Below are 18,864 nucleotides of genomic sequence, written 5' to 3'. Positions count from 1 at the left end.
GTGAGTGAGGCAGGTCACGGGTGGCCGCCGCCGAACGCCGGCCGTCCCGGGCCGCTCAGAGCCTGCGCCAGCGTGCCGTGCACCAGGAGAAGAGACCGAACGCGGCCAGGCCGAGCGCGATCAGGGCGAGCAGCCAGGGCCCGGCCGGCAGGTCCCTGAACGACCGCAGGGTGTCGTCCATGCCCTTGGCCCGGCCCGGCTGATGCCGGACGGCCGCGACCACCGCGAACACCCCGGCGGCCGCGAAGACGACGCCGCGCGCCGCGCCGCCCGTCACGCCGAGCAAGTTCACGACCCGCTCGGTCCGCTGCGACATGGCCCCGGTGCGCAGGTCCTCGCGGAACCTCTGCCGCACCGCGCGGACCGAGATCCACAGCCCCGCGATCACCACGGCGGCCCCCACCACACCGACGAGCCACTGGCCGCCGGGCCACTTCAGTGCCGTCGCGGTCACGTCGTCGGTGTGCCGGTCCGAGGACCCGCTGCCGCTGCCCCGGTCCCCGGCCGCGTAGGACAGCACCGAGAAGGAGACGAAGACGTAGAAGACACAGCGGCCGAGGGCCGCCGCCCGCTTGTGCGGCTTCGAACCGTCCGGCCCCGCCCCGCCGACCACCGCCTCCGACAGCCGCCACAGCGCCATGCCGGCGAGCGCGACGCCCACGATCCACAGCAGCGCCGACCCGAAGGGCCGGCCGGCCAGCTCTCCGAGGGCGCCGCCGCGGTCGGCCTGCCGCCCGCCGCCGTCGTCACCGAAGGCGATCCGCAGCGCGATGACGCCCACGAGGACGTAGATCAGTCCCCGGGCGGCGAAGCCCGCCCGCGCCGCCACGGCCACCGCCGTGCTGTCGGCCGCCCGGCGGGCCCGGCCCCGCCCCCGCAGTGCCCATGCGTGTGCATCCATACCTCGCCGATGCCCCCGCGCCGCGTTACGACACCTGCTCCGCCGCACGCTCCTGTCCGCCCGTACGGAAGGCCCCAGGCCCTCTCCTTCGGATCTTGCCGGGGGGCGCGGGGTCTGGCACGCACATCTGCGGCGTTGTCGTCGGTCCCCAACGCTCCGCGTTGGCTCCCTCCTCCGCCTTGCAGCTGCACGCACCAGACCCCGCTCGGGGCGGCCGGGAAGTGCCGTCGGCCAGAGCCGGCCTGATCCGAAGGAAAGGCCCTAACCTAAGCGGGACGTTGCGAAGCCGCGGCGGCGGGCCGCAGGTCGGCGAGGGTGAGCGGGTGGGCCGGCGGGTCGGGGAGGGCGACCGATGAGGTGAGGCGCAGCTCGCGGTCGACGTGGAGCAGCTCGCCGGGTGCCATGAGCCGCCAGCGCGGGTTCTCGTCCATGGGCTCGCTCGCCACGACCACGGCAGGACGCTCGCCCAGCGCCGCCGAGCGCACGCGCAGATGCCCGTTCCGGCCCGCGTGGTCGAGATGCCGTGACCCGTGATGACCGCCCGCCGGGCGCTCGAGGACGTACAGCTCGTGCGTGGCGGGATAGCGCAGGGCCCACAGCTCGTCGTCGGTGACCAGGATGACGTTGAGGGCGAACAGCGGCAGGTTGGCGGCGACCCACCGCGCCGCGGTCACGAGTCCGGCGGACACATCGCCGCCGTGCGCCGTGGTCTCCCGCGTGACCAGGGCGAAGAAGCGCTCGGAGTCGGTGTCGCCCTGGACCAGTGAGCGGTCCTCGCCGAGGTGCCGGTCGAGGAGGTCGAGCCCCTCGATGACGCCGTTGTGCGCGAACAGCCGGCCGTGCTGCTCGAAGGGATGGGTGTTGCGCACCTCCAGGCCTCCGGTCGAGGCGTAGCGGATGTGGGCGAGGAAGGCCGCCGACTCCACCTCCCGCGCCTCCCGGGCGAAGACGCGGTCCTCATAGGCGGCGATCGGCGCCTTGTGCACCTCCGGTGTGCCGTCGGCCTCGAAGAACCCCAGCCCGGTGCCGTCGGGTTCGCGGTGGCTCTGCGCGCTGAGACTGTCGGGAGCGTCCAGCAGCCAGAACGTGGCGTGCGTGCGCAGGGGGGAGCTGATCAGCCCGAACAGGCGGCACACGGCGTCCTCCTTCGTCACCGGTCTCCCGGCGGAAACCGTCACAGGTGCGTCCGAAGAGCATGCGCCATCGGCCCCGCGTGAAGGAGGCATGCACAGCGTGTGTCCGGGTACGTGGCGTGTCGTCGACAACGGACGGCACAGACGGACGGATTCGGGAGGGTGACACCATGACACCGCTGAGCGTGGCGGACCAGGACACGCGGACGGCCGCCGAGCTGCCCCGGCTCGACGACCCCTGCGCGGTGGCTCCTCAGGACGCCCGAGAGCTGTCGAGGGTTTTCTTCGACCGGTTGGCGGTGATGGAGGAGGGCACGGCCGACTACCAGTACGCCCGGAACACGCTCATCGAGATGAACATGTCCCTGGTCCGCTTCGCGGCGGCCCGGTTCCGCAGCCGGGGGCCGGAGGAGATGGAGGACATCGTCCAGGTCGGCATGATCGGCCTGATCAAGGCGATCGACCGGTTCGAGATCTCCCGGGAGGTGGAGTTCACCTCCTTCGCCGTGCCGTACATCGTGGGGGAGATCAAGCGGTTCTTCCGTGACACGTCCTGGGCCGTGCACGTCCCCCGGCGTCTGCAGGAGGCCCGCGTCCAGCTGGCGCGGGCCACCGAGGAGCTGCGCAGCCGGCTGGGCCGTACGCCCACGGTCAGGGAGCTGTCGGAGCTGATGTGCCTGTCCGAGGAGGAGGTCGTCGAGGCCCGGCTGGCGTCCAACGGCTACAACTCGTCCTCCCTGGACGCCGCGATCAGCGGCGGCGAGGACGGCGAGGCCGCGCTGCAGAACTTCATCGGAACCGAGGACGCGGCGCTGGAACTGGTGGAGGACTTCCACGCGCTGGCCCCGCTGATCGCCGAACTGGACCAGCGGGACCGGCTGATCCTGCATCTGCGGTTCGTCGAGGAACTGACCCAGGCCGACATCGGGGACCGCCTCGGCGTCTCCCAGATGCATGTGTCCCGGCTGCTCTCCCGCACCCTCAAGCGCCTCCGGGAAGGCATGCTGACCACCCGCTGACCCGAGGTCCGCCGAGTCACCGGGCCGGCGCCCGGCCACGCGGTTCGTGGCCGGGCGCTAGCCTGGTCTCGGCTGTGATCCCGGGCGAGTGGAGGCAGCGGTGACAAGGCTGACGGGCAGTGCCCTGCGCGTGACGATCTTCATCGGTGAGAACGACACCTGGCATCGCAAGCCGCTGTACAGCGAGATCGTGCACCGCGCGCACGACGCCGGGCTGGCCGGCGCCTCCGTGTTCCGGGGCGTGGAGGGCTTCGGCGCCTCCTCGCTGGTCCACACCTCCCGGCTGCTGTCGCTCAGCGAGGACCTGCCGGTGGCGATCGTCATCGTGGACACCGCGGAGCGGGTGCGGGCCTTCCTGCCCCAGCTGGACGAGCTGGTCGGGGAGGGACTGGTCGTGCTCGACGACTGCGAGGTCATCCGGTACGTCGGCCGGGAGGAGCAGGCGTGAGCCCGGTGGCCTCCGGTGAGCCGGAGGCGTTGCACCCGCGGCGCATGGGGCCCTGGCGGTTCGTGGTCTGGTTCGGCACGGTCAGCCTGCTCGCGGACATCGTGTACGAGGGCGCGCGCTCGATCACCGGCCCGCTGCTGGCCTCCCTGGGCGCGTCCGCGCTGGTGGTCGGCGTCGTCACCGGCGCCGGTGAGGCCGCGGCCCTGGGGCTGCGACTGGTCTCCGGCCCGCTGGCCGACCGCACGGGCCGCTTCTGGGGCCTGTCGATCGCCGGGTACGCCCTCACCGTGCTGTCCGTCCCGCTGCTGGGCGTGACCGGGGTGCTGTGGGCGGCGTGCGCGCTGGTGATCGCGGAGCGGGTGGGCAAGGCGGTGCGCTCCCCCGCGAAGGACACCCTGCTCTCGCACGCGGCGGCGGCCACCGGACGCGGCCGCGGATTCGCCGTGCACGAGGCCCTGGACCAGATCGGCGCCCTGATCGGCCCCCTGCTGGTCGCCGGGATGCTCGCGCTGACCGGCGGTGACTACGGCCCGGCGCTCGGGGTGCTGGCCGTACCGGGCGTCGCCGTGCTGGGAGTCCTGCTGTGGCTGCGGGCGCGGGTACCGGACCCGCAGGCGTACGAACGTGAGGCGGACGGCGCGGCCCCCGCCGGACCCGCCACGGACAACGGGCGGCTGCCGAGGGCCTTTTGGACCTACGCGGGCTTCACCGCGGCCACGACGACGGGTTTCGCCACGTTCGGACTGCTCTCCTACCACCTGGTCGAGCGGCGTCTCCTGACCGCCACCTGGGTGCCGGTGCTCTACGCGGCGGCGATGGCCGTGGACGCCGTGGCGGCCCTGGCCACCGGCTGGCTGTACGACCGCTACGGTCCGCGGGTGCTGGTGGCGCTGCCGGTGCTGACCGCGGCCGTCGCGCTGCTGGCGTTCACCGGCACGACCACGATCGCCGTCGCCGGCTCGCTGGTGTGGGGCGCGGCCATGGGCATCCAGGAATCCACGCTGCGCGCCACGGTCGCCGACCTCGTGCCGAGCGGACGACGGGCCACCGCCTACGGTCTGTTCGCCGGTGTCGTGGGCGCGGCGAGCCTGGCCGGCGGCGCGCTGACCGGAGGCCTGTACGGCATCTCGGTCCCGCTGCTGATCACGGCGGTCGTCGCCGTCCAGATCCTCGCCCTGGCACTGCTGGCGGTCCTGCGGCCCACCCGGCGCTGAGCCGGTCCCGGATTCCCTCCGCACCGGGGTGAATCACGCGGGTGGCCCGGGGCGGCGTGACCGGCCGGTGCGACGGGATCGGCATAGTGGCGGGGCTCCGTCCCGGACTCGCAGGAGGACCTCCCCATGCTCGGCACCGACTTCCGCACCGGATCCCCCGTCTGGATCGACCTCGGTACCCCGGACACGGACGCGGCCGCCGCCTTCTACGGTGCCGTCTTCGGCTGGCGCCTGGTGTCCGCGGGGCCCGACGCGGGCGGGTACGGGTTCTTCCAGAAGGACGGCAGGACGGTCGCCGCGCTCGGACCGCTCACCGAGGAAGGTGCCCGGCCGGCCTGGACGGCGTACTTCCGCGCCGACGACGTCGAGGCCACCGCCCGGGAGGTGGCCGACGGCGGCGGCAGCGTGCGCGTCCCGCCGATCAGCGTGGGGGAGGGCCGGCTGGCCCAGTTCACCGATCCGCAGGGCGCCCGGTTCGCCGTGCTGCAGTCCGCGATGGGGCTGGAGCGGGCCTCCGAGGACGACACGCTGGTGTGGGTGGAGCTGCACGTCCCGGACCCCGAGGCGGCGATCCGGTTCTACCAGAACCTGTTCGGCTGGCGCTTCGAGGAGATGCAGGCACCCGGCATGACCTACCGGGTGCTCAGCATCGGCGAAGGCGACCAGCAGCAGGGCGCGTTCGGCGGGGTGGCCCAGCTGCAGGGCGAGCAGGAGGAGGCGCGCTGGGTGCCGTACTTCGCCGTCGCGGACGCGGACGCGCTCGCGGCGGCGGTGCGGGACAACGGCGGGACCGTGCTGATGCCGGCCGTGGACGTGCCCGACGTCGGACGCATCGCCTGGCTGGCGGACCCGGCCGACGCGGTCTTCGCCGTACTGAAGCCCGACCCGCGGCAGGGCTGATCACCGCGAGGCCGGCACCCCCCGGTCCGCCCGACGGTGCGCTCGCAGCGCCCTGGCGCGCCCGACGAGGTCCACGGCGGCCTCCGGCCACTCGGGGTGCAGGAAGTCGAACCCGGCCGCGCGCAGCCGGCCGGGCACCACCCGGCGGCTCTTCAGCAGCAACTCCGTGTCCGAGCGCAGCGCGAACGCCCCGATCTCCGCCATCCACCGTGTCGCGGGCAGCCCCAGCGGCACGCCCCAGGCCGCGCGCAGCGCCCGCATGAACTCCCGCTGCGGAAGCGGGCCGGGCGAGGCGAGGTTCACCGCCCCCTCGATGTCGTCCCGGTCGATCAGCAACTCCACCGCCCGCACGAAGTCCTCGTCGTGGATCCAGGACACGTACTGCGCGCCGCCGGCCACCGGGCCGCCCAGTCCCAGCCGCGCCAGCCACAGCAGGACGTCGAACACCCCGCCCCGGTCCGGGCTCATGACCATCGCCGAGCGCAGTGCGACCTTCCGGGTCGCCGGTGTGCGCGCCTCGGCCTGCGCGCGCTCCCAGTTCTTCGCGATCTCGACGCTGTACGCCCAGTAGTCCGGAACTCCCGGCTCCGAGCCGCCGATCACGCCGGTCGCCTCGTCGTGCGGCGCGTCGAAGCGGTGGGCGTAAACCGTGGCCGTACTCATCTGCAGCCAGACGCGCGGCGGCCGGGCCGCGGCGGCGACGGCCTCGCCGACCACCCGGGCCGAGTCCACCCGGGAGTCCATCATGGCCCGCAGGTTCCCGGGGGTGTAGCGGCACGAGACGCTGCGCCCGGCCAGGTTGATCACGACATCGCTGCCGTCGACGGCCCCGGCCCAACGGCCGAGCGTGACGCCGTCCCACCCGATGTCGCGCTCCCGCGCCGGGCGCCGGGTCAGCACCGCGACCTCATGACCGGCCGCCGTCAGCGCACGGTCCAGGATCCCGCCCACCTGTCCGGTTCCCCCGGCCAGCACTACCTTCATCGAGCCCCCTCGGCTTGGTGGGCACAGCCTAACCATAGTTTTGAACGCGTTCAAATACGGGTCGCCCGGTCGTTGAAGGGCTGCGGTAGGGTACGCGCTGTTTGGTTTAATTTTCAGCTTGAGGAGGGTCCATGGCGCAGCAGGAGCGAGCCGTCCGGACCCGGCGTGCTGTTCTGGAGGCCGCCGCCGCGGTCTTCGCCGAACGCGGTTACGCGGCGGCGACCATCGCCGAGATCCTCACCCGGGCCGGGGTGACCAAGGGCGCCCTGTACTTCCACTTCGACTCCAAAGCGGCCCTCGCCCAAGGCGTGTTGCAGGAGCAGATGACGACCGCGTACCACCTGCCCCGGGAACTGAAGCTGCAGGAGTGGGTGGACGCGGGCATGACCCTGGCCGAACGCCTGCCCCGGGAACCGATGTTGCTCGCCGGGGTCCGGCTCTCGGCCGACCTGCAGGGGCGCGAGGTCTTCGGCAGCGCCTGGCCGGCCTGGGCCGAACTGACCGCGGCCGTACTGACGGAGGCCAAGGAGCGCGGTGAGGTGCTCCAGCACGTGGTGCCCCAGGAGACCGCGCAGGTCTTCCTCGGGGCCTGGATCGGCGTGCAGTTCGTCTCGCAGGCGGTCGCCGGATGGGCCGACCTCGACGACCGCGTGTCGGCGCTCTTCAACCACCTCCTCCCCGCGATAGCCGCACCCTCGGTGCTCATCCGGCTCGACACCGCCCCGGACCGGGGGGCCCGGGTGATCGCCGAGGCGGAACGGAAGGCGGCGGCGGACCTCGTCGGCGCCGACAGCTGACGCAGGAGCCGGTCCGGGCCCGCCTTCGGCGGCGCTTTCCAAACCGCTGAGTCGGTTTTCCGGTCTCGTACGACGACGCTCCACCACGGGGAACCAACCGCGGGTGCGGGCCCGGTAAATCGGTGGACACCGTGCGGCCCGGCCGTCAGCGTGGACGGAATGCGGCAGGAGGACATCTGGGGGGCCGAGACCGCCCGGCGCTACGACACACCCGGAACGGGCATGTTCGCGCCCGAGGTTCTGGATCCGGCGGTGGCACGGCTCGCCGAGCTGGCGGGAGGCGGCGCGGCGCTGGAGTTCGCCATCGGGACCGGGCGCGTCGGCGTACCGCTCGCCGGACGCGGAGTGCCCGTCACCGGCATCGAGTTGTCACCGTCGATGGTGGAGCAGCTGCGCACCAAGGCGGACGAGGCGACCCTCCCCGTGATCGTGGGCGACATGGCGACCACCGTCGCCCCGGGCCGTTTCAGCCTCGTCTATCTCGTCTACAACACGATCTCCAACCTGCTCACCCAGGCCGAGCAGGTCGAGTGCTTCCGCAACGCGGCCCGCCATCTCGCCCCCGGCGGCCGGTTCGTGATCGAACTGTGGGTGCCCGGGCTGCGCACCATCCCACCGGGCCGGCAGGCCACCGTCTGGCGCACCGACGCCGACTACATCGGCCTGGACACCTACGACATCCTGCGCCAGCACGTCGTCTCGCACCACTTCCGCTTCGACGACACCGAGCAGGCCCGGCTGTACCGCAGCCCCCACCGCTACATCTGGCCGGCCGAACTCGACCTCATGGCCCAACTGGCCGGTTTCGCGCTGGAGTCCAGGCACGCGGACTGGTCCGGGGCCGCATTCACCGCCGAGTCCCGCTCCCATGTGTCCGTCTACCGGCTGGACGCCGCCCCGCGCGGAGGGTGAACCCGCCCACGGGGCCGGCCGCTTCTCAACGGCGCAGCAGCCGCAGCGCGAAGAGGGCCGCGCCCAGGTCGGCGAGGGCGGACGGGTCCGACAGGGAGCGGCCGGTCAGTTCCTCGACGCGGCGCAGTCGGTAGCGGACCGTGTTCGGGTGGACGAAGAGCCGCTCCGCGGCCTCCGCCGCCACGCCTCCCGCGGTGAACCACTGCCCCAGCGTCTGCAGCAGCCGTGCGCGCTCCGGCGCGGGCAGTTCCAGCAGCGGGCCCAGGGAGACCTCCACCAGACGGCTCGCCTCCGCGGGGGCCGCCGCGACCAGCATGGCCAGCGGGCTGTCGTCGAAGCGCGTGACGCCCGGCTCCTCGCCCGGCAGCCCGGCCAGCGCCAGCCGGGCGAACCGCAGGGCCTGCGGGGTGTCCCGGAGCGTGTCGAACGTGGGGCTGATCCCCACGCGTGCGCGCCGTCGGCGCAGCGCCCGCAGACTCACCGTCTCCGCATCACGGTGGGCGAGTGAGACCAGGCCGATCTGCTGGTCGGGCAGCAGCCGCCAGACCGACGGCACACCGGCTCGGCGCAGTGCCGTCTCGATCCCGGGCAGCGGCTCCTGGCCGGGATCCGGCACGGCGGCGGCCACGACCGCGTACGGGCCGCGCTCCGGCAGGCCCAGCTGCCGGGCCGCCTCCCACGGCGTCGTCCGGTCCGCGAGGGCGCCCGTGAACAGGGCCTCGGCCAGCGCCGACCGGCGCGCCTCACGCTGCAGCGCCAGCTCCGCACTCGCTTCCCGGTAGGCGGCTGCCACCGCCTCGGCGTACCGGCCGAACAGGGCCCAGATCTCCGACGACCCCGCCACGAGTTCCGCGTCCGTGACCTCCGGATGCCGACGGGCCTCCTCGACCAGCTCCGACCACAGGAACTCGAAACCCACCCGGTAGGCGTGCAGCGTGTCCGCCAGCGGCACACCCTGCTCGGCGCGCAGCCGCCCGGTCTGCAGGGCCGCCCCCACGTCCGGCCCCGCACCGAACGCGAACCGTCCGAGGAGCAGATCGGCGTTGCCCTCGCAGGACTCCCGGAGCGAGTCGGACGGGATCAGCGAGTCGTCCGCGTACGACTCGACCTCGGCCCGGATCCGCTCGGCCATCCGCTCACCCAGCTCCGGCAGCCGCGTCCGCAGCGCCGCACCCACATTCGGCAGACTCATACCCGCAGCGTACGACCGCTCGTTTGTTCCCGGGAACAAGGCCAGGGCGGGTGAGCTGTCCGCGTGACCATGGACGGCCGCGATCGCGCGGGCCAGCATGCCGTGAGCGTTGACGGAGGGGACTTTCGTGAGCGCCCGGAGCTGCGTGCGAGGAGGCATCATGGCCAATCTGGCGGACTTTCTGGTGGAGACGGCACGCCGTCTGCCCGACCGGCCGGCGCTGCGGCTGGGGACGGCGTCCCTCAGCTACGCCGAGCTGGACCGGCTGAGCGCCCAGGCCGCCACCCTGCTGCGCACCGAGGGCCTGCGCAGCGGCGACCGGGTCGCCCTGATGCTGCCGAACGTCCCCGAGTTCGTCGTCCTGTACTACGCCGTCCTCCGCGCCGGCGGCATCGTCGTACCGATGAACCCGCTGCTGAAGGAACGGGAGACGGAGTACCACCTGCGCGACTCCGGCGCCGTGCTGCTCTTCGAATGGCACCGGGCGCCCGGCGAGGGCGCCGCGGGCGCGGCCGCCGCGGGGGTGCGGCACCTGGCGGTCGAACCCGCCGCCCTCGCCGCCGAACTGGCGCCGCTGGAGCCGCGGTACGAGGTGACCACCGCCGCCGGGGACGACATCGCCGTCCTGCTCTACACCTCCGGCACCACCGGCCGCCCCAAGGGCGCCGCCCTCACCCACGCCGGGCTCCGCCACAACACCGACGTCAGCGTCAGCGAGGTCCAGCGCCTGACGTCCGAGGACGTGATCGTCGGCTGTCTGCCGCTGTTCCACATCTTCGGCCAGACCTGCACCATGAACGTCGCCGTCCGCAGCGGGGCGGCGCTCGTCCTCGTCCCCCGCTTCGACCCGCAGACGGTGCTCGACGCCATCGCCCGCGACCGGGCGACCGTCTTCGCGGGCGTGCCCACGATGTACGCCGCGCTGCTCCAGCACCCGGGCGCCGACGCGGCCGACGTGAGCAGCGTGCGCATGTGCGTCTCGGGCGGCGCCTCCTTGCCGGTGGAGGTCCTGCACGGCTTCGAACGGCGATTCGGCTGCATGGTGCTGGAGGGCTTCGGCATGTCGGAGACCAGCCCGGTCGTCACCTTCAACCACTCCGACCGGCCGCGCAAGGCCGGATCCATCGGCACCCCCATCCGCGACGTCGAGGTGCGGCTGCTCGACGACACCGGCCGTGACATCGCGCCGGGAGAGGTCGGCGAACTGGCCGTCCGCGGACCGAACCTGATGAAGGAGTACTGGAACCGGCCCGAGGAGACCGCCGCCACCATCCCCGACGGCTGGCTGCGCACCGGCGACCTGGCCCGCCAGGACGAGGACGGATACCTGTACATCGTCGACCGGAAGAAGGACCTCATCATCCGCGGCGGTTACAACGTCTACCCGCGCGAGATCGAGGAGGTCCTGCACGAGCACCCCGCGGTGGCCCTCGCCGCGGTCCTCGGTGTGCCGGACGAGCGGCTCGGCGAGGAGATCGCGGCGGCGGTCGTCCTGCGCCCCGGGGCCCAGGCCGACCCCGGGGAACTCCAGCGGTTCGTCCGCGACCGGGTCGCCGCCTACAAGTACCCGCGCCGGATCTGGCTGACGGACGCCCTGCCGATGGGCCCCAGCGGCAAGATCCTCAAGCGGGAGATCGCCGCCCCGCTCGTCTGACGGACCGGAACCCCCGACCCGGCGCGTGCCCGCAGCGGCCGCTGACTACGATCGCTGCGGTGCGGTACACGAGACGGCTCAAGCGCGGAGCTCTGGTCGGGGTCGGCCTGCTGCTCTTCGCCGGATGCGAGGACTCCCGGGGGAACGCCCCGGCGCGGCCCACCGGGCCGTCCGCCGTCGCGGCGTGTGTGACCGGGGCGGGGGAGCTGATCGCCGACGTGAACGCCGACGGCCTGCCCGACCGCGTCGACGATCCGTCGCACCGCGGCGCCGGGCTGACCGTCACCTTCTCCGTCGGCTCGGCCCGCGAGGCGACCGTCACGGCACGCGCGCTGGCCGACCGCACCGGGGGCCGCCAGGAGTACGTGAGCGCCGCCGTGGCGGACTTCGACCAGGACGGCTGGGCCGACCTGGTCGTCGTGGCCGGCGAGGAACAGGGCGGCGACGACCCGGTCCCGCCCCGCGTCGCCGAGCTGCGGCTCGGCCCCTTCTCCGACGCGGGGCGCGGACAGCGGATCGTGCCGCTCGACCTGGAGGCCACGAAGGACATCGCCGTAGCCGACTACGACCACGACCGCCACCCCGACCTGGCGGCGTACACCTACAGCGGCGACGGCACCTACGAGACCCAGGCCCGCCTCGGCGGCGCGGGCACCGGCCTGGGCCCCGACACCCGCAGCCACACCACGGACCAGGAGGCCACCGGATACCGGCCGCCCGCCGTACTCCCGCACTCCGGCCTCGCCCCGTTCTACCCGCCGTGCCCGGCGCACGCCCCCTCGGCGGGCTCGCGGGCGGTCAGGTAGCCGCGCCGGGCCGCGCGACGAAGCGAGCGATCTCTCCGGCCGCGCCGCGGGGCAGGCCGTCGACCGCCGTCCGCGGCAGTGCCGTGATCACGGTACGCAACCGGGCGGCGAGGTCCGGCAGCGGGGCCCAGGCCGCGGCGGGTGCGCCGACGACGGCGAGCAGCAGGTCACCCTCGTAGAAGTACGCGTCGAGCAGCGGCTCCTGAAGCAGCAGGCGCACCGCGAGGGGAAGGACGTACGGCAGCGCCACCTGCTGCGAGACGAGGGTGCGCAGATCCGCCGGACCGAGTTCGCCCAGCGGAACGCGCCGCAACGCATGCACCTTGCGTACCAAGGGGGTCGCGTCACCTGCAGGAGGCGTCCAGCGGGGCGGGTCCAGCTCGTCGAGCGTGCGACCGAGGTGGAGCAGACGGTTCACGGGAGCCTCCTGCCCAGGTCACGAGAGGGAGTCGAGGCCGAGCTCGTGGTTCTTGACCGCCTCGCGGACGGCACTCACGAAACCGGTCCAGAAGTGGTCGGCGTAGGGGCTGTCGGTGCTCGGCACGCCGGCCGTCGCCCTGCGCTTGGCCGCGCCGGAGAAGTCACCGAACATCGCGCTGCGCAGCGCCGTGGACAGTTCCAGCTGGGCGCCGGCGCCGGTGCGGGTGCGGTTGGCGATGTTGGCCGGGTCGTCGCCGTTGATGGGGTCGGTGGCGCCCGCGAAGACGACGGTCACGTTCCAGTCGGGGTTGCTCGCGGGCGAGGTCAGACCGTACTTCGTGAAGGCCGCCAGCAGGTTGCGCTTGAGCCGCTCGTCCCGGCCGCCGATGTTGATCTTCTTGACGGTCGTGTCGTCGAAGCCGTGCAGCGAGACGGCGTACAGGTTGTTGGCGCAGACGGCGAGGGCGGCCGGGTCGTCGCAGTGGGTGGCGGTGACGTGCTGCGAGGACGAGTTGGCCAGCGCCTCGAACATCCAGTAGTCCCGCTGCGGCTCTCCCGCCACCGCCGCGGTCGCCGGGTCGATGCCCACGTCGAAGGGCGTGTAACCGGCGACGGCCAGGCACAGCTCGCTGGTGCCCGCCTCTATCCCGCCGCCGTGCGGTGCGATCACCGCCGTGCTGCCGACGGGGCTGCTCGTGCTGCGGGCATTGTCCGTGAGCTGCGCCGGAGCGCCGATCCGGAACCGGCGCTGCCAGTCGGTGCCCTCCTTGGCCGCGGTCTTGGTGTACAGCTCGGTGTTGGATCCGTACAGGTCGGCTGCCGCGGCCGGCGTGGCGCCGTTGCCCATCACGGCGTTGACGGTGGGCAGGGCCGCGGCGACGGCGGCGACGGAGGCGAGGACGGTGCGTCTGCTGGTGTTGGTCATGGACTGATCCTGCATCACGGAGGGACGGCGTTCGCGCCGGGGCCCCGGCACGGACTTCGGTGAAGCCGGGCCAAGGTGTGCCGCGGCGCGGCTACTTGGGGTGCCGGTGGCAGAATGCGGCTTCATGCGTGCTGCGTACATCGAAGAGGTGGGCTCGGCGGGCGTCATCCGCTACGGCGAGATCACCGCCCCGCGGCCCGGTCCCACCGATGTCCTGGTGAACGTCCTCGCCACCACGGTCAACCCGGTGGACACCTTCGTCCGGTCCGGCGCCTTCGCCACCCCGATGGACTTTCCCTTCGTCATCGGGCGGGATCTGGTCGGCACGGTCGCCGAGGCGGGCCCGGGCGTCACCGGCTTCCGCCCCGGGGACCTGGTGTGGTGCAACAGTCTCGGGCACGACGGCCGGCAGGGCGCGGCGGCGGAGCAGGCCGTGGTGGCGGCCGGCCGGCTCTACCACCTGCCCGCCGGCGTCGATCCGTACGCCGCGGTGGCGGCGTTCCATCCGGCGGCGACCGCCTATCTCGCCCTGTTCGTGCACGGGCGGTTCCGCGTGGGCGAGACGGTGCTGGTCGCGGGCGCCGCGGGCAACGTCGGCAGCGCGCTGGTGACGATGGCGGTGCGGGCCGGCGCCCGTGTCCTCGCGACCGCCGGCGCCCGCGACGGGGCGTACTGCGCGGAGCGGGGCGCCGAGCAGGTCTTCGACTACCGGGACCCGGACCTGATCCGGAAGATCCGCGAGGCGGCGCCGTCCGGCATCGACGTCCTGGTGGACACGGCGGGCGTCAACGACCTGGAGAACACGGTCGACCTGCTCGCCCGCCGGGGTCGCGTGGTGCTGCTGGCCGGTGCCCGCAGCCGCCCCGTGCTGCCCGCCGGGGCGCTGTACACGAACGACCGCTCCGTCGTGGGGTTCGTCATCTCCCACGCCAGCCCCGACGAACTGGCCGAGGCCGCCGCGTACGTCAACGACCTGCTCGCCGGGGGTGACCTGCGCCCGCGGACCGTCGAGGTCTTTCCGCTGCGGGCGGCGGCCGACGTGCACGCACGGATGGAGGAGGGCGCACTGCACGGCGTCCGCCCGGTGCTGCGCCCGGACCTGCCGGTCACGGGCTGACGCCGGCCCGCCGGCTCAGGCCCGCTCCACCGTGACGGGCAGCTTCTTGATGCCGTTCACGAAGTTGGAGCGCACGCGGGGGACGTCTCCCGCCAGTTCGATGCTCGCCAGGCGCGGGATCAGCTCCTCGAACATGATGCGGATCTCGGTGCGGGCCAGCAGGTTGCCCAGGCACAGGTGCGGGCTGCCCTTGCCGAAGGTGATGTGGTCGTTGTGCCGCCGGCTGACGTCGAAGTCGTAGGGGTTGCCGAAGACTTCCTCGTCGCGGTTGCCGGAGGCGAACCACATGACGACCTTGTCGCCCTCCTTGACCTGCTTGTCGCCGAGTTCGACGTCCCGGGTGGCCGTACGGCGGAAGTGGTAGACGGGCGAGGCCCAGCGCAGGAACTCCTCGACGGCCGTGGGGATGAGGGAGGGGTCCTCCTGGAGCCGGGCGAGCTGCTCGGGGTGCTGGAGGAGGGCCAGCATGGAGTGGGTGATGGTGTGGCGGGTCGTCTCGTTGCCGGCGACGACGAGCAGCAGGAAGTAGTTGTCGAAGTCCTGCGCCGACAGCGGGACACCGTCGCGCGGGGTCTCGTTGACCAGCCGGGAGATCAGGTCGGTGCCGGTGCCGCCCTTGCGCTGCCGGGCCAGCTCACGGCCGTAGGCGAAGACCTCCAGCGAGGCGGGGGAGCGGAACGGCAGGTCGCGGTACTTCTCGCTCTCCTCGCTGTGCAGCAGGACGTCGGCGTAGTCCGGGTCGGTGTTGCCGATGATGCGGTTGCCCCAGTCGATGAGCTGCTGGTTGTCCTCCGGGGGCACGTCCAGCAGGCGGGCCAGCACGTTGATGGGGAAGTCGGCCGACACCTCCTTGACGAAGTCGAAGGTGCCCTTGGCCAGGGCGGCGTCCAGGGTGGTGGCGGTCAGGCCGCGCAGGAAGTCGGCGTAGCTGTTGATGACGCTCGCGCCGAACTGCCGCTGGAGCAGGCTGCGCATGGCGCGGTGACGGACGCCGTCCAGTTCCAGGATGGAGGCGCGCTTCTTGATCTGGTCGTCGTCGACCTCTTCGAGGTTGACGAACCGCGTCGACGTGAAGGTGCCGGCGTCGCGGTCGACGCGGGCGATGTCGGCGTGCCGGGTGACGGCCCAGAAACCGGAGTTGGGCGCCTCCTCGGGCTGCCAGTGGACCGGGTCCTCGTGGCGCAGGGTGTGGAACATGCGCCAGGGGGTGACGCCGTCGGTGAAGTTGTCGAGGTTCGCGAGATCGACGTCGGCCAGCGGCAGGGGCTCGCGCACGGCCTCGGTCACGGAGTGGGTGGTGATGGTCATGGGGCAGCGGCTCCTCGGCGTCACAGGTGGTTGGCGTACTCGGTGAACTCCCAGTCGGTGACGTGCCGTTGGAAGCGCGCGACCTCGTCGCGTTTGTACGCGAGGTAGGAGGTGGTGAAGTCCTTGCCGAGCACCTCGGTCAGCGCCGTGTCGGCCTCCAGCGCGTCGAGGGCGGCGGGCAGGGCCGTGGGCAGGACGGCGGACTTCGCGGGGTCGTAGCCGTAGCCCTCCAGCGGTGCGGGAGGTTCCTCACCGGCGAGCACACCGAGGAGGGCCGCGGCGAGGGTGCCCGCGATCAGCAGATAGGGGTTGGCGCTCGCGTCGCCCAGCCGCAGTTCGAAGCGGGCGCCGGAGCCCCGCTCGGGCGGGATGCGGACCATGGCGCTGCGGTTGTCCAGGCCCCAGTCGACCAGCCAGGGCGCGAGGGTGTCGGGGCCGAACCGCTTGTAGGAGTTGACCGTGGGGTTGGCCAGGGCGGCCAGCGCGGGGGCGTGGGCGAGGATCCCGGCCACGGCGTGACGCGCGGTGGCGGAGATGCCGTAGGGGGCCGACGGGTCGTCGAAGGCGTTGGCGTCCCGGTCGTCCACGCAGGACAGGTGGAGGTGGAAGCCCGACCCTCCGACGCCGTTGAACGGCTTGGCCATGAAGGTCGCGAGCCGGCCCTCCTTGCGGGCCAGCTCCTTGATCGCGGCCTTGAAGCGGAAGGCCCGGTCGGCGGCGGTCATGGCGTCGGAGTGGGTCAGGTTGATCTCGAACTGCGACCCGTCGAACTCGTGGTTGCCGCTGCTCACGCCGATGCCCAGGTCGCGCAGCAGGCGAAGGGTGCGCAGCAGGTGGTTGTCGCCGTCGGCGCGCAGGCCCGCGGTGTAGACGACGCCCGCAGCCTCGCTGTAGCGGCGCCAGCCCGGGGCGGTCCCGGGGGCCGCGTCGCACAGGAAGTACTCCAGCTCGGGGCCGACCACCGGGCGCAGCCCGTGCTCGCGACACCGGTCGACGACGGCCCGCAGCAGGTCGCGGGGGGACTCCGGCGCGGGCAGCCCGGTGGCCGGGTCGGTGACGTCGCCGAGGCAGGCGGCGACTCCGGGCTCCCACGGCAGGGCGGTCAGGGTGCTCAGGTCGGGGCGCACGCAGATGTCGGGCAGGCCGGCGTCCAGGCCGCCGGAGACCGGGACCACGTCGCCCTGGGGGCTGGTGTGGTAGACGGCCCGGCAGAAGGCCAGTCCGTGGTCGCAGGCGGACGGCAGATGGTCCAGCAGCACGTCCCGGGCCCGTTCGGTGCCGATGAGGTCGGGATAGGTCACGCGGACCACGTCGATGCCCTCGGCGGCCAGCCGCTCCTGGTGACGGTGGACGGGTGAGGTGTCGGATGCGCTCACCGGTGTCTCCTCTGGGGAAGGGGGCGCCTCCCGGAGCTCAGAGCGCTGGGGGAGGGGAAGAGGGCGGCCTCGGGCTGCCGAGAGGTGCAGCGGGCCGCCACTTGTTTGGTGCCAAACGGTAGGGACGGCCGTCACCTTCCCGCAAGGGTTCCGCCCCAGAAATTTATCCACCTGGATAGCTATTGACCAGAGGTCTCGCCGTTCCTATGTTGTTTGAAGCCAAACGAGTTGGGGGTGCGGTCATCCGCACCCCTTTGGCCGGGGGCCCGGACCTCGTTGTCCGGGCCCCGTTCCCCTCTCCCCGACGCCCCCCCTCAGCACCAGGAGGACCGGCCATGAAGGTCGTCGTCGACATGAACAAGTGCCAGGACCACGGCCAGTGCGTCTTCGCCGCCCCGGACGTCTTCGGCTTCGACGACGCCGGGCGCCTGGCCTACGTCCCCGACCCCGACGCGGCGCTGCGCGAGGAGGTCGAGGAGGCCGCCGACGTGTGCCCCCTGCAGGCCATCCGGATCGAGGACTGAGCGATGAGCGCGAGCGCGACCGTCGTCGTGGCCGGCGCCTCCATGGCCGGCCTGCGCACCGCCGAGCACCTGCGCGCCGCGGGCTGGGCGGGGCCGATCACCCTCGTCGGTGACGAGCCCCACATGCCCTACAACCGGCCGCCGCTCTCCAAGGAGGTGCTGGCGGGCAAGACGCCCTTCGAGTCCCTCGCGTTCCGGCCGCGGGCCGGCCTCGGCGACGTGGAGTGGCGGCTGGGCACGAAGGTGGTCCGGGCCGACCTGGACGCAGGCTTCGTCGAGCTCGACGACGGTGAGGCCCTGCCGTACGCCGGCCTGGTCGTCGCCACCGGTATGCGGCCCCGGCGGCTGCGCTGCCCCGGCCCCCTCGTCGGCCGGCACACCGTCCGCACCCTGGCCGACGCCCAGGGACTGCGGGAGGAACTGACCCGGCCGGGCGCCCGTGTGGTCGTGGTCGGCGCCGGCTTCATCGGCTGCGAGGTCGCGGCCACCGCCGTGGCCCTCGGAGCGGCCGAGGTCACCGTGGTCGACCCGCTGCCGCTGCCGATGGTCGGCCCGCTCGGCGAGCTGCTCGCGGAGGCCCTGCTCAGGCGCCACGAGGAGCGCGGGGTCCGGTTCGCCCTCGGTACCGGTGTGACCGGCTTCGACGGGGGCGACCGGGTCACCGGGGTGGTCCTGACCGACGGCACGGTCCTCGCCGCGGACGTCGTGGTGGAGTCGGTCGGCTCCGTCGCCAACACCGAGTGGCTCGACGGCAACGGCCTCGACCTCGGCGACGGCGTCCTCACCGACGGGCAGCTGCGGGCCGGCGGACGGCCCGGCGTGGTCGCCGTCGGCGACGTCGCCCGCTTCCCCAACGCCCGCTACGACGGCGTACCCCGGCGGGTCGAGCACTGGTCGATCCCGACGGACACCGCCAAGCACGCCGCCCGTGTCCTCGCCGCCCACCTCGGCGGAACCGACGCCGGGCTCGGCCCGTTCGCGCCGCTGCCGACCTTCTGGAGCGACCAGCACGACTTCCGGCTCCAGTCCTTCGGCGCCCCCGCCCTCGGCAGGGACGACGTGCGCGTCCTGGACGGCGACCCGGACGGCGACGTCCTGGCCGGCTACCACGCCGGCGGCCGGCTGGTCGGCGTCGTCGCCCTCGGCGGCCGGGCCGCCGCCGCGGCCGCCGCCCGCCACCGCGCCGAACTGCTGAAGCAGCCCGCCCTCACCGCCTAAGGACCCCTAAGGAACC

19 protein-coding genes are annotated in these 18,864 nt (G+C 73.1%); 11 read left to right on the top strand and 8 right to left on the bottom strand.

What is annotated here, in order from left to right:
• Positions 1–55: 55 nt before the first annotated feature.
• Both AB0N17_RS05790 and AB0N17_RS05785 read right to left on the bottom strand, forming a co-directional pair.
• Positions 56–901 carry a DUF1206 domain-containing protein gene (locus AB0N17_RS05790; RefSeq protein WP_366009863.1) on the bottom strand — a complete coding sequence of 282 codons (846 nt, stop codon included), beginning with the start codon at positions 899–901 and terminating at the stop codon, positions 56–58.
• Positions 902–1,167: 266 nt separating this feature from the next.
• Complete coding sequence (locus AB0N17_RS05785) at positions 1,168–2,037, bottom strand: class II glutamine amidotransferase (protein WP_366009932.1); 870 nt, start codon at positions 2,035–2,037, stop codon at positions 1,168–1,170.
• 167 nt (positions 2,038–2,204) lie between these two features.
• On the opposite strand from AB0N17_RS05785, the gene AB0N17_RS05780 reads away from it, so the two are divergent.
• The 4 genes from AB0N17_RS05780 (at position 2,205) to AB0N17_RS05765 (ending at position 5,615) form a co-directional block, all read left to right on the top strand.
• Positions 2,205–3,053, top strand: coding sequence for an RNA polymerase sigma factor SigF (locus AB0N17_RS05780; RefSeq protein WP_366009862.1), 849 nt, complete (start codon positions 2,205–2,207; stop codon positions 3,051–3,053).
• Positions 3,054–3,153: 100 nt separating this feature from the next.
• The gene (locus tag AB0N17_RS05775; protein WP_366009860.1) at positions 3,154–3,501 is read left to right on the top strand and encodes a DUF190 domain-containing protein; all 348 of its coding nucleotides are present in this window, start codon (positions 3,154–3,156) and stop codon (positions 3,499–3,501) included.
• Positions 3,498–4,715 carry an MFS transporter gene (locus AB0N17_RS05770; protein ID WP_366009859.1) on the top strand — a complete coding sequence of 406 codons (1,218 nt, stop codon included), beginning with the start codon at positions 3,498–3,500 and terminating at the stop codon, positions 4,713–4,715. Before AB0N17_RS05775 ends, AB0N17_RS05770 begins: the two co-directional genes overlap by 4 nt.
• 126 nt (positions 4,716–4,841) lie before the next feature.
• Positions 4,842–5,615, top strand: coding sequence for a VOC family protein (locus AB0N17_RS05765; protein ID WP_366009858.1), 774 nt, complete (start codon positions 4,842–4,844; stop codon positions 5,613–5,615).
• On the opposite strand, the gene AB0N17_RS05760 is transcribed toward AB0N17_RS05765, so the two are convergent.
• Positions 5,616–6,599 carry a DUF1731 domain-containing protein gene (locus tag AB0N17_RS05760; protein ID WP_366009857.1) on the bottom strand — a complete coding sequence of 328 codons (984 nt, stop codon included), beginning with the start codon at positions 6,597–6,599 and terminating at the stop codon, positions 5,616–5,618.
• Between the two features lie 131 nt (positions 6,600–6,730).
• Between AB0N17_RS05760 and AB0N17_RS05755 the strand changes: the two genes are divergently transcribed.
• Together AB0N17_RS05755 and AB0N17_RS05750 are read left to right on the top strand one after the other, a co-directional pair.
• Entirely contained in the window at positions 6,731–7,396 is a 666-nt protein-coding gene (locus AB0N17_RS05755) for a ScbR family autoregulator-binding transcription factor (protein ID WP_366009856.1), read from the top strand.
• Positions 7,397–7,555: 159 nt separating this feature from the next.
• A complete protein-coding gene (locus AB0N17_RS05750; protein ID WP_366009855.1) occupies positions 7,556–8,308 on the top strand; it encodes a class I SAM-dependent methyltransferase in 753 nt (250 codons plus the stop codon).
• Positions 8,309–8,333: 25 nt separating this feature from the next.
• On the opposite strand, the gene AB0N17_RS05745 is transcribed toward AB0N17_RS05750, so the two are convergent.
• Positions 8,334–9,500, bottom strand: a complete 1,167-nt coding sequence (locus AB0N17_RS05745; protein ID WP_366009854.1) for a helix-turn-helix domain-containing protein — start codon at positions 9,498–9,500, stop codon at positions 8,334–8,336.
• A 160-nt stretch (positions 9,501–9,660) separates the two neighbouring features.
• On the opposite strand from AB0N17_RS05745, the gene AB0N17_RS05740 reads away from it, so the two are divergent.
• Positions 9,661–11,154 carry a long-chain fatty acid--CoA ligase gene (locus AB0N17_RS05740; RefSeq protein WP_366009853.1) on the top strand — a complete coding sequence of 498 codons (1,494 nt, stop codon included), beginning with the start codon at positions 9,661–9,663 and terminating at the stop codon, positions 11,152–11,154.
• Positions 11,155–11,213: 59 nt separating this feature from the next.
• Positions 11,214–11,960 carry a VCBS repeat-containing protein gene (locus AB0N17_RS05735; RefSeq protein ID WP_366009852.1) on the top strand — a complete coding sequence of 249 codons (747 nt, stop codon included), beginning with the start codon at positions 11,214–11,216 and terminating at the stop codon, positions 11,958–11,960.
• Here AB0N17_RS05735 and AB0N17_RS05730 read toward each other — a convergent pair.
• On the bottom strand, positions 11,953–12,378 hold the full coding sequence (locus tag AB0N17_RS05730) for a contact-dependent growth inhibition system immunity protein (RefSeq protein WP_366009851.1): 426 nt from the start codon (positions 12,376–12,378) through the stop codon (positions 11,953–11,955). The genes AB0N17_RS05735 and AB0N17_RS05730 overlap by 8 nt on opposite strands.
• Before the next feature lie 18 nt (positions 12,379–12,396).
• Positions 12,397–13,305, bottom strand: coding sequence for a poly-gamma-glutamate hydrolase family protein (locus tag AB0N17_RS05725; RefSeq protein WP_366009850.1), 909 nt, complete (start codon positions 13,303–13,305; stop codon positions 12,397–12,399).
• 124 nt (positions 13,306–13,429) lie between these two features.
• Here AB0N17_RS05725 and AB0N17_RS05720 point away from each other — a divergent pair, with 124 nt between their 5' ends.
• Positions 13,430–14,422: an NADPH:quinone reductase gene (locus AB0N17_RS05720; RefSeq protein ID WP_366009849.1), complete on the top strand. Its 993-nt coding sequence runs from the start codon at positions 13,430–13,432 to the stop codon at positions 14,420–14,422.
• Positions 14,423–14,437: 15 nt separating this feature from the next.
• On the opposite strand, the gene AB0N17_RS05715 is transcribed toward AB0N17_RS05720, so the two are convergent.
• Positions 14,438–15,730, bottom strand: coding sequence for a cytochrome P450 (locus AB0N17_RS05715; protein ID WP_366009848.1), 1,293 nt, complete (start codon positions 15,728–15,730; stop codon positions 14,438–14,440).
• Positions 15,731–15,750: 20 nt separating this feature from the next.
• Positions 15,751–17,106, bottom strand: a complete 1,356-nt coding sequence (locus tag AB0N17_RS05710; protein WP_366009847.1) for a glutamine synthetase family protein — start codon at positions 17,104–17,106, stop codon at positions 15,751–15,753.
• 335 nt (positions 17,107–17,441) lie between these two features.
• On the opposite strand from AB0N17_RS05710, the gene AB0N17_RS05705 reads away from it, so the two are divergent.
• Together AB0N17_RS05705 and AB0N17_RS05700 are read left to right on the top strand one after the other, a co-directional pair.
• Entirely contained in the window at positions 17,442–17,630 is a 189-nt protein-coding gene (locus AB0N17_RS05705) for a ferredoxin (protein WP_366009846.1), read from the top strand.
• Positions 17,631–17,633: 3 nt separating this feature from the next.
• On the top strand, positions 17,634–18,848 hold the full coding sequence (locus AB0N17_RS05700) for an FAD/NAD(P)-binding oxidoreductase (RefSeq protein ID WP_366009845.1): 1,215 nt from the start codon (positions 17,634–17,636) through the stop codon (positions 18,846–18,848).
• Positions 18,849–18,864: the final 16 nt, after the last annotated feature.

It is taken from the genome of Streptomyces sp. NPDC051133 (genome assembly GCF_040682635.1).
In the GTDB taxonomy this organism is placed as follows: Bacteria; Actinomycetota; Actinomycetes; order Streptomycetales; family Streptomycetaceae; genus Streptomyces.
This window is presented reverse-complemented; position numbering and strand designations above follow the sequence as displayed.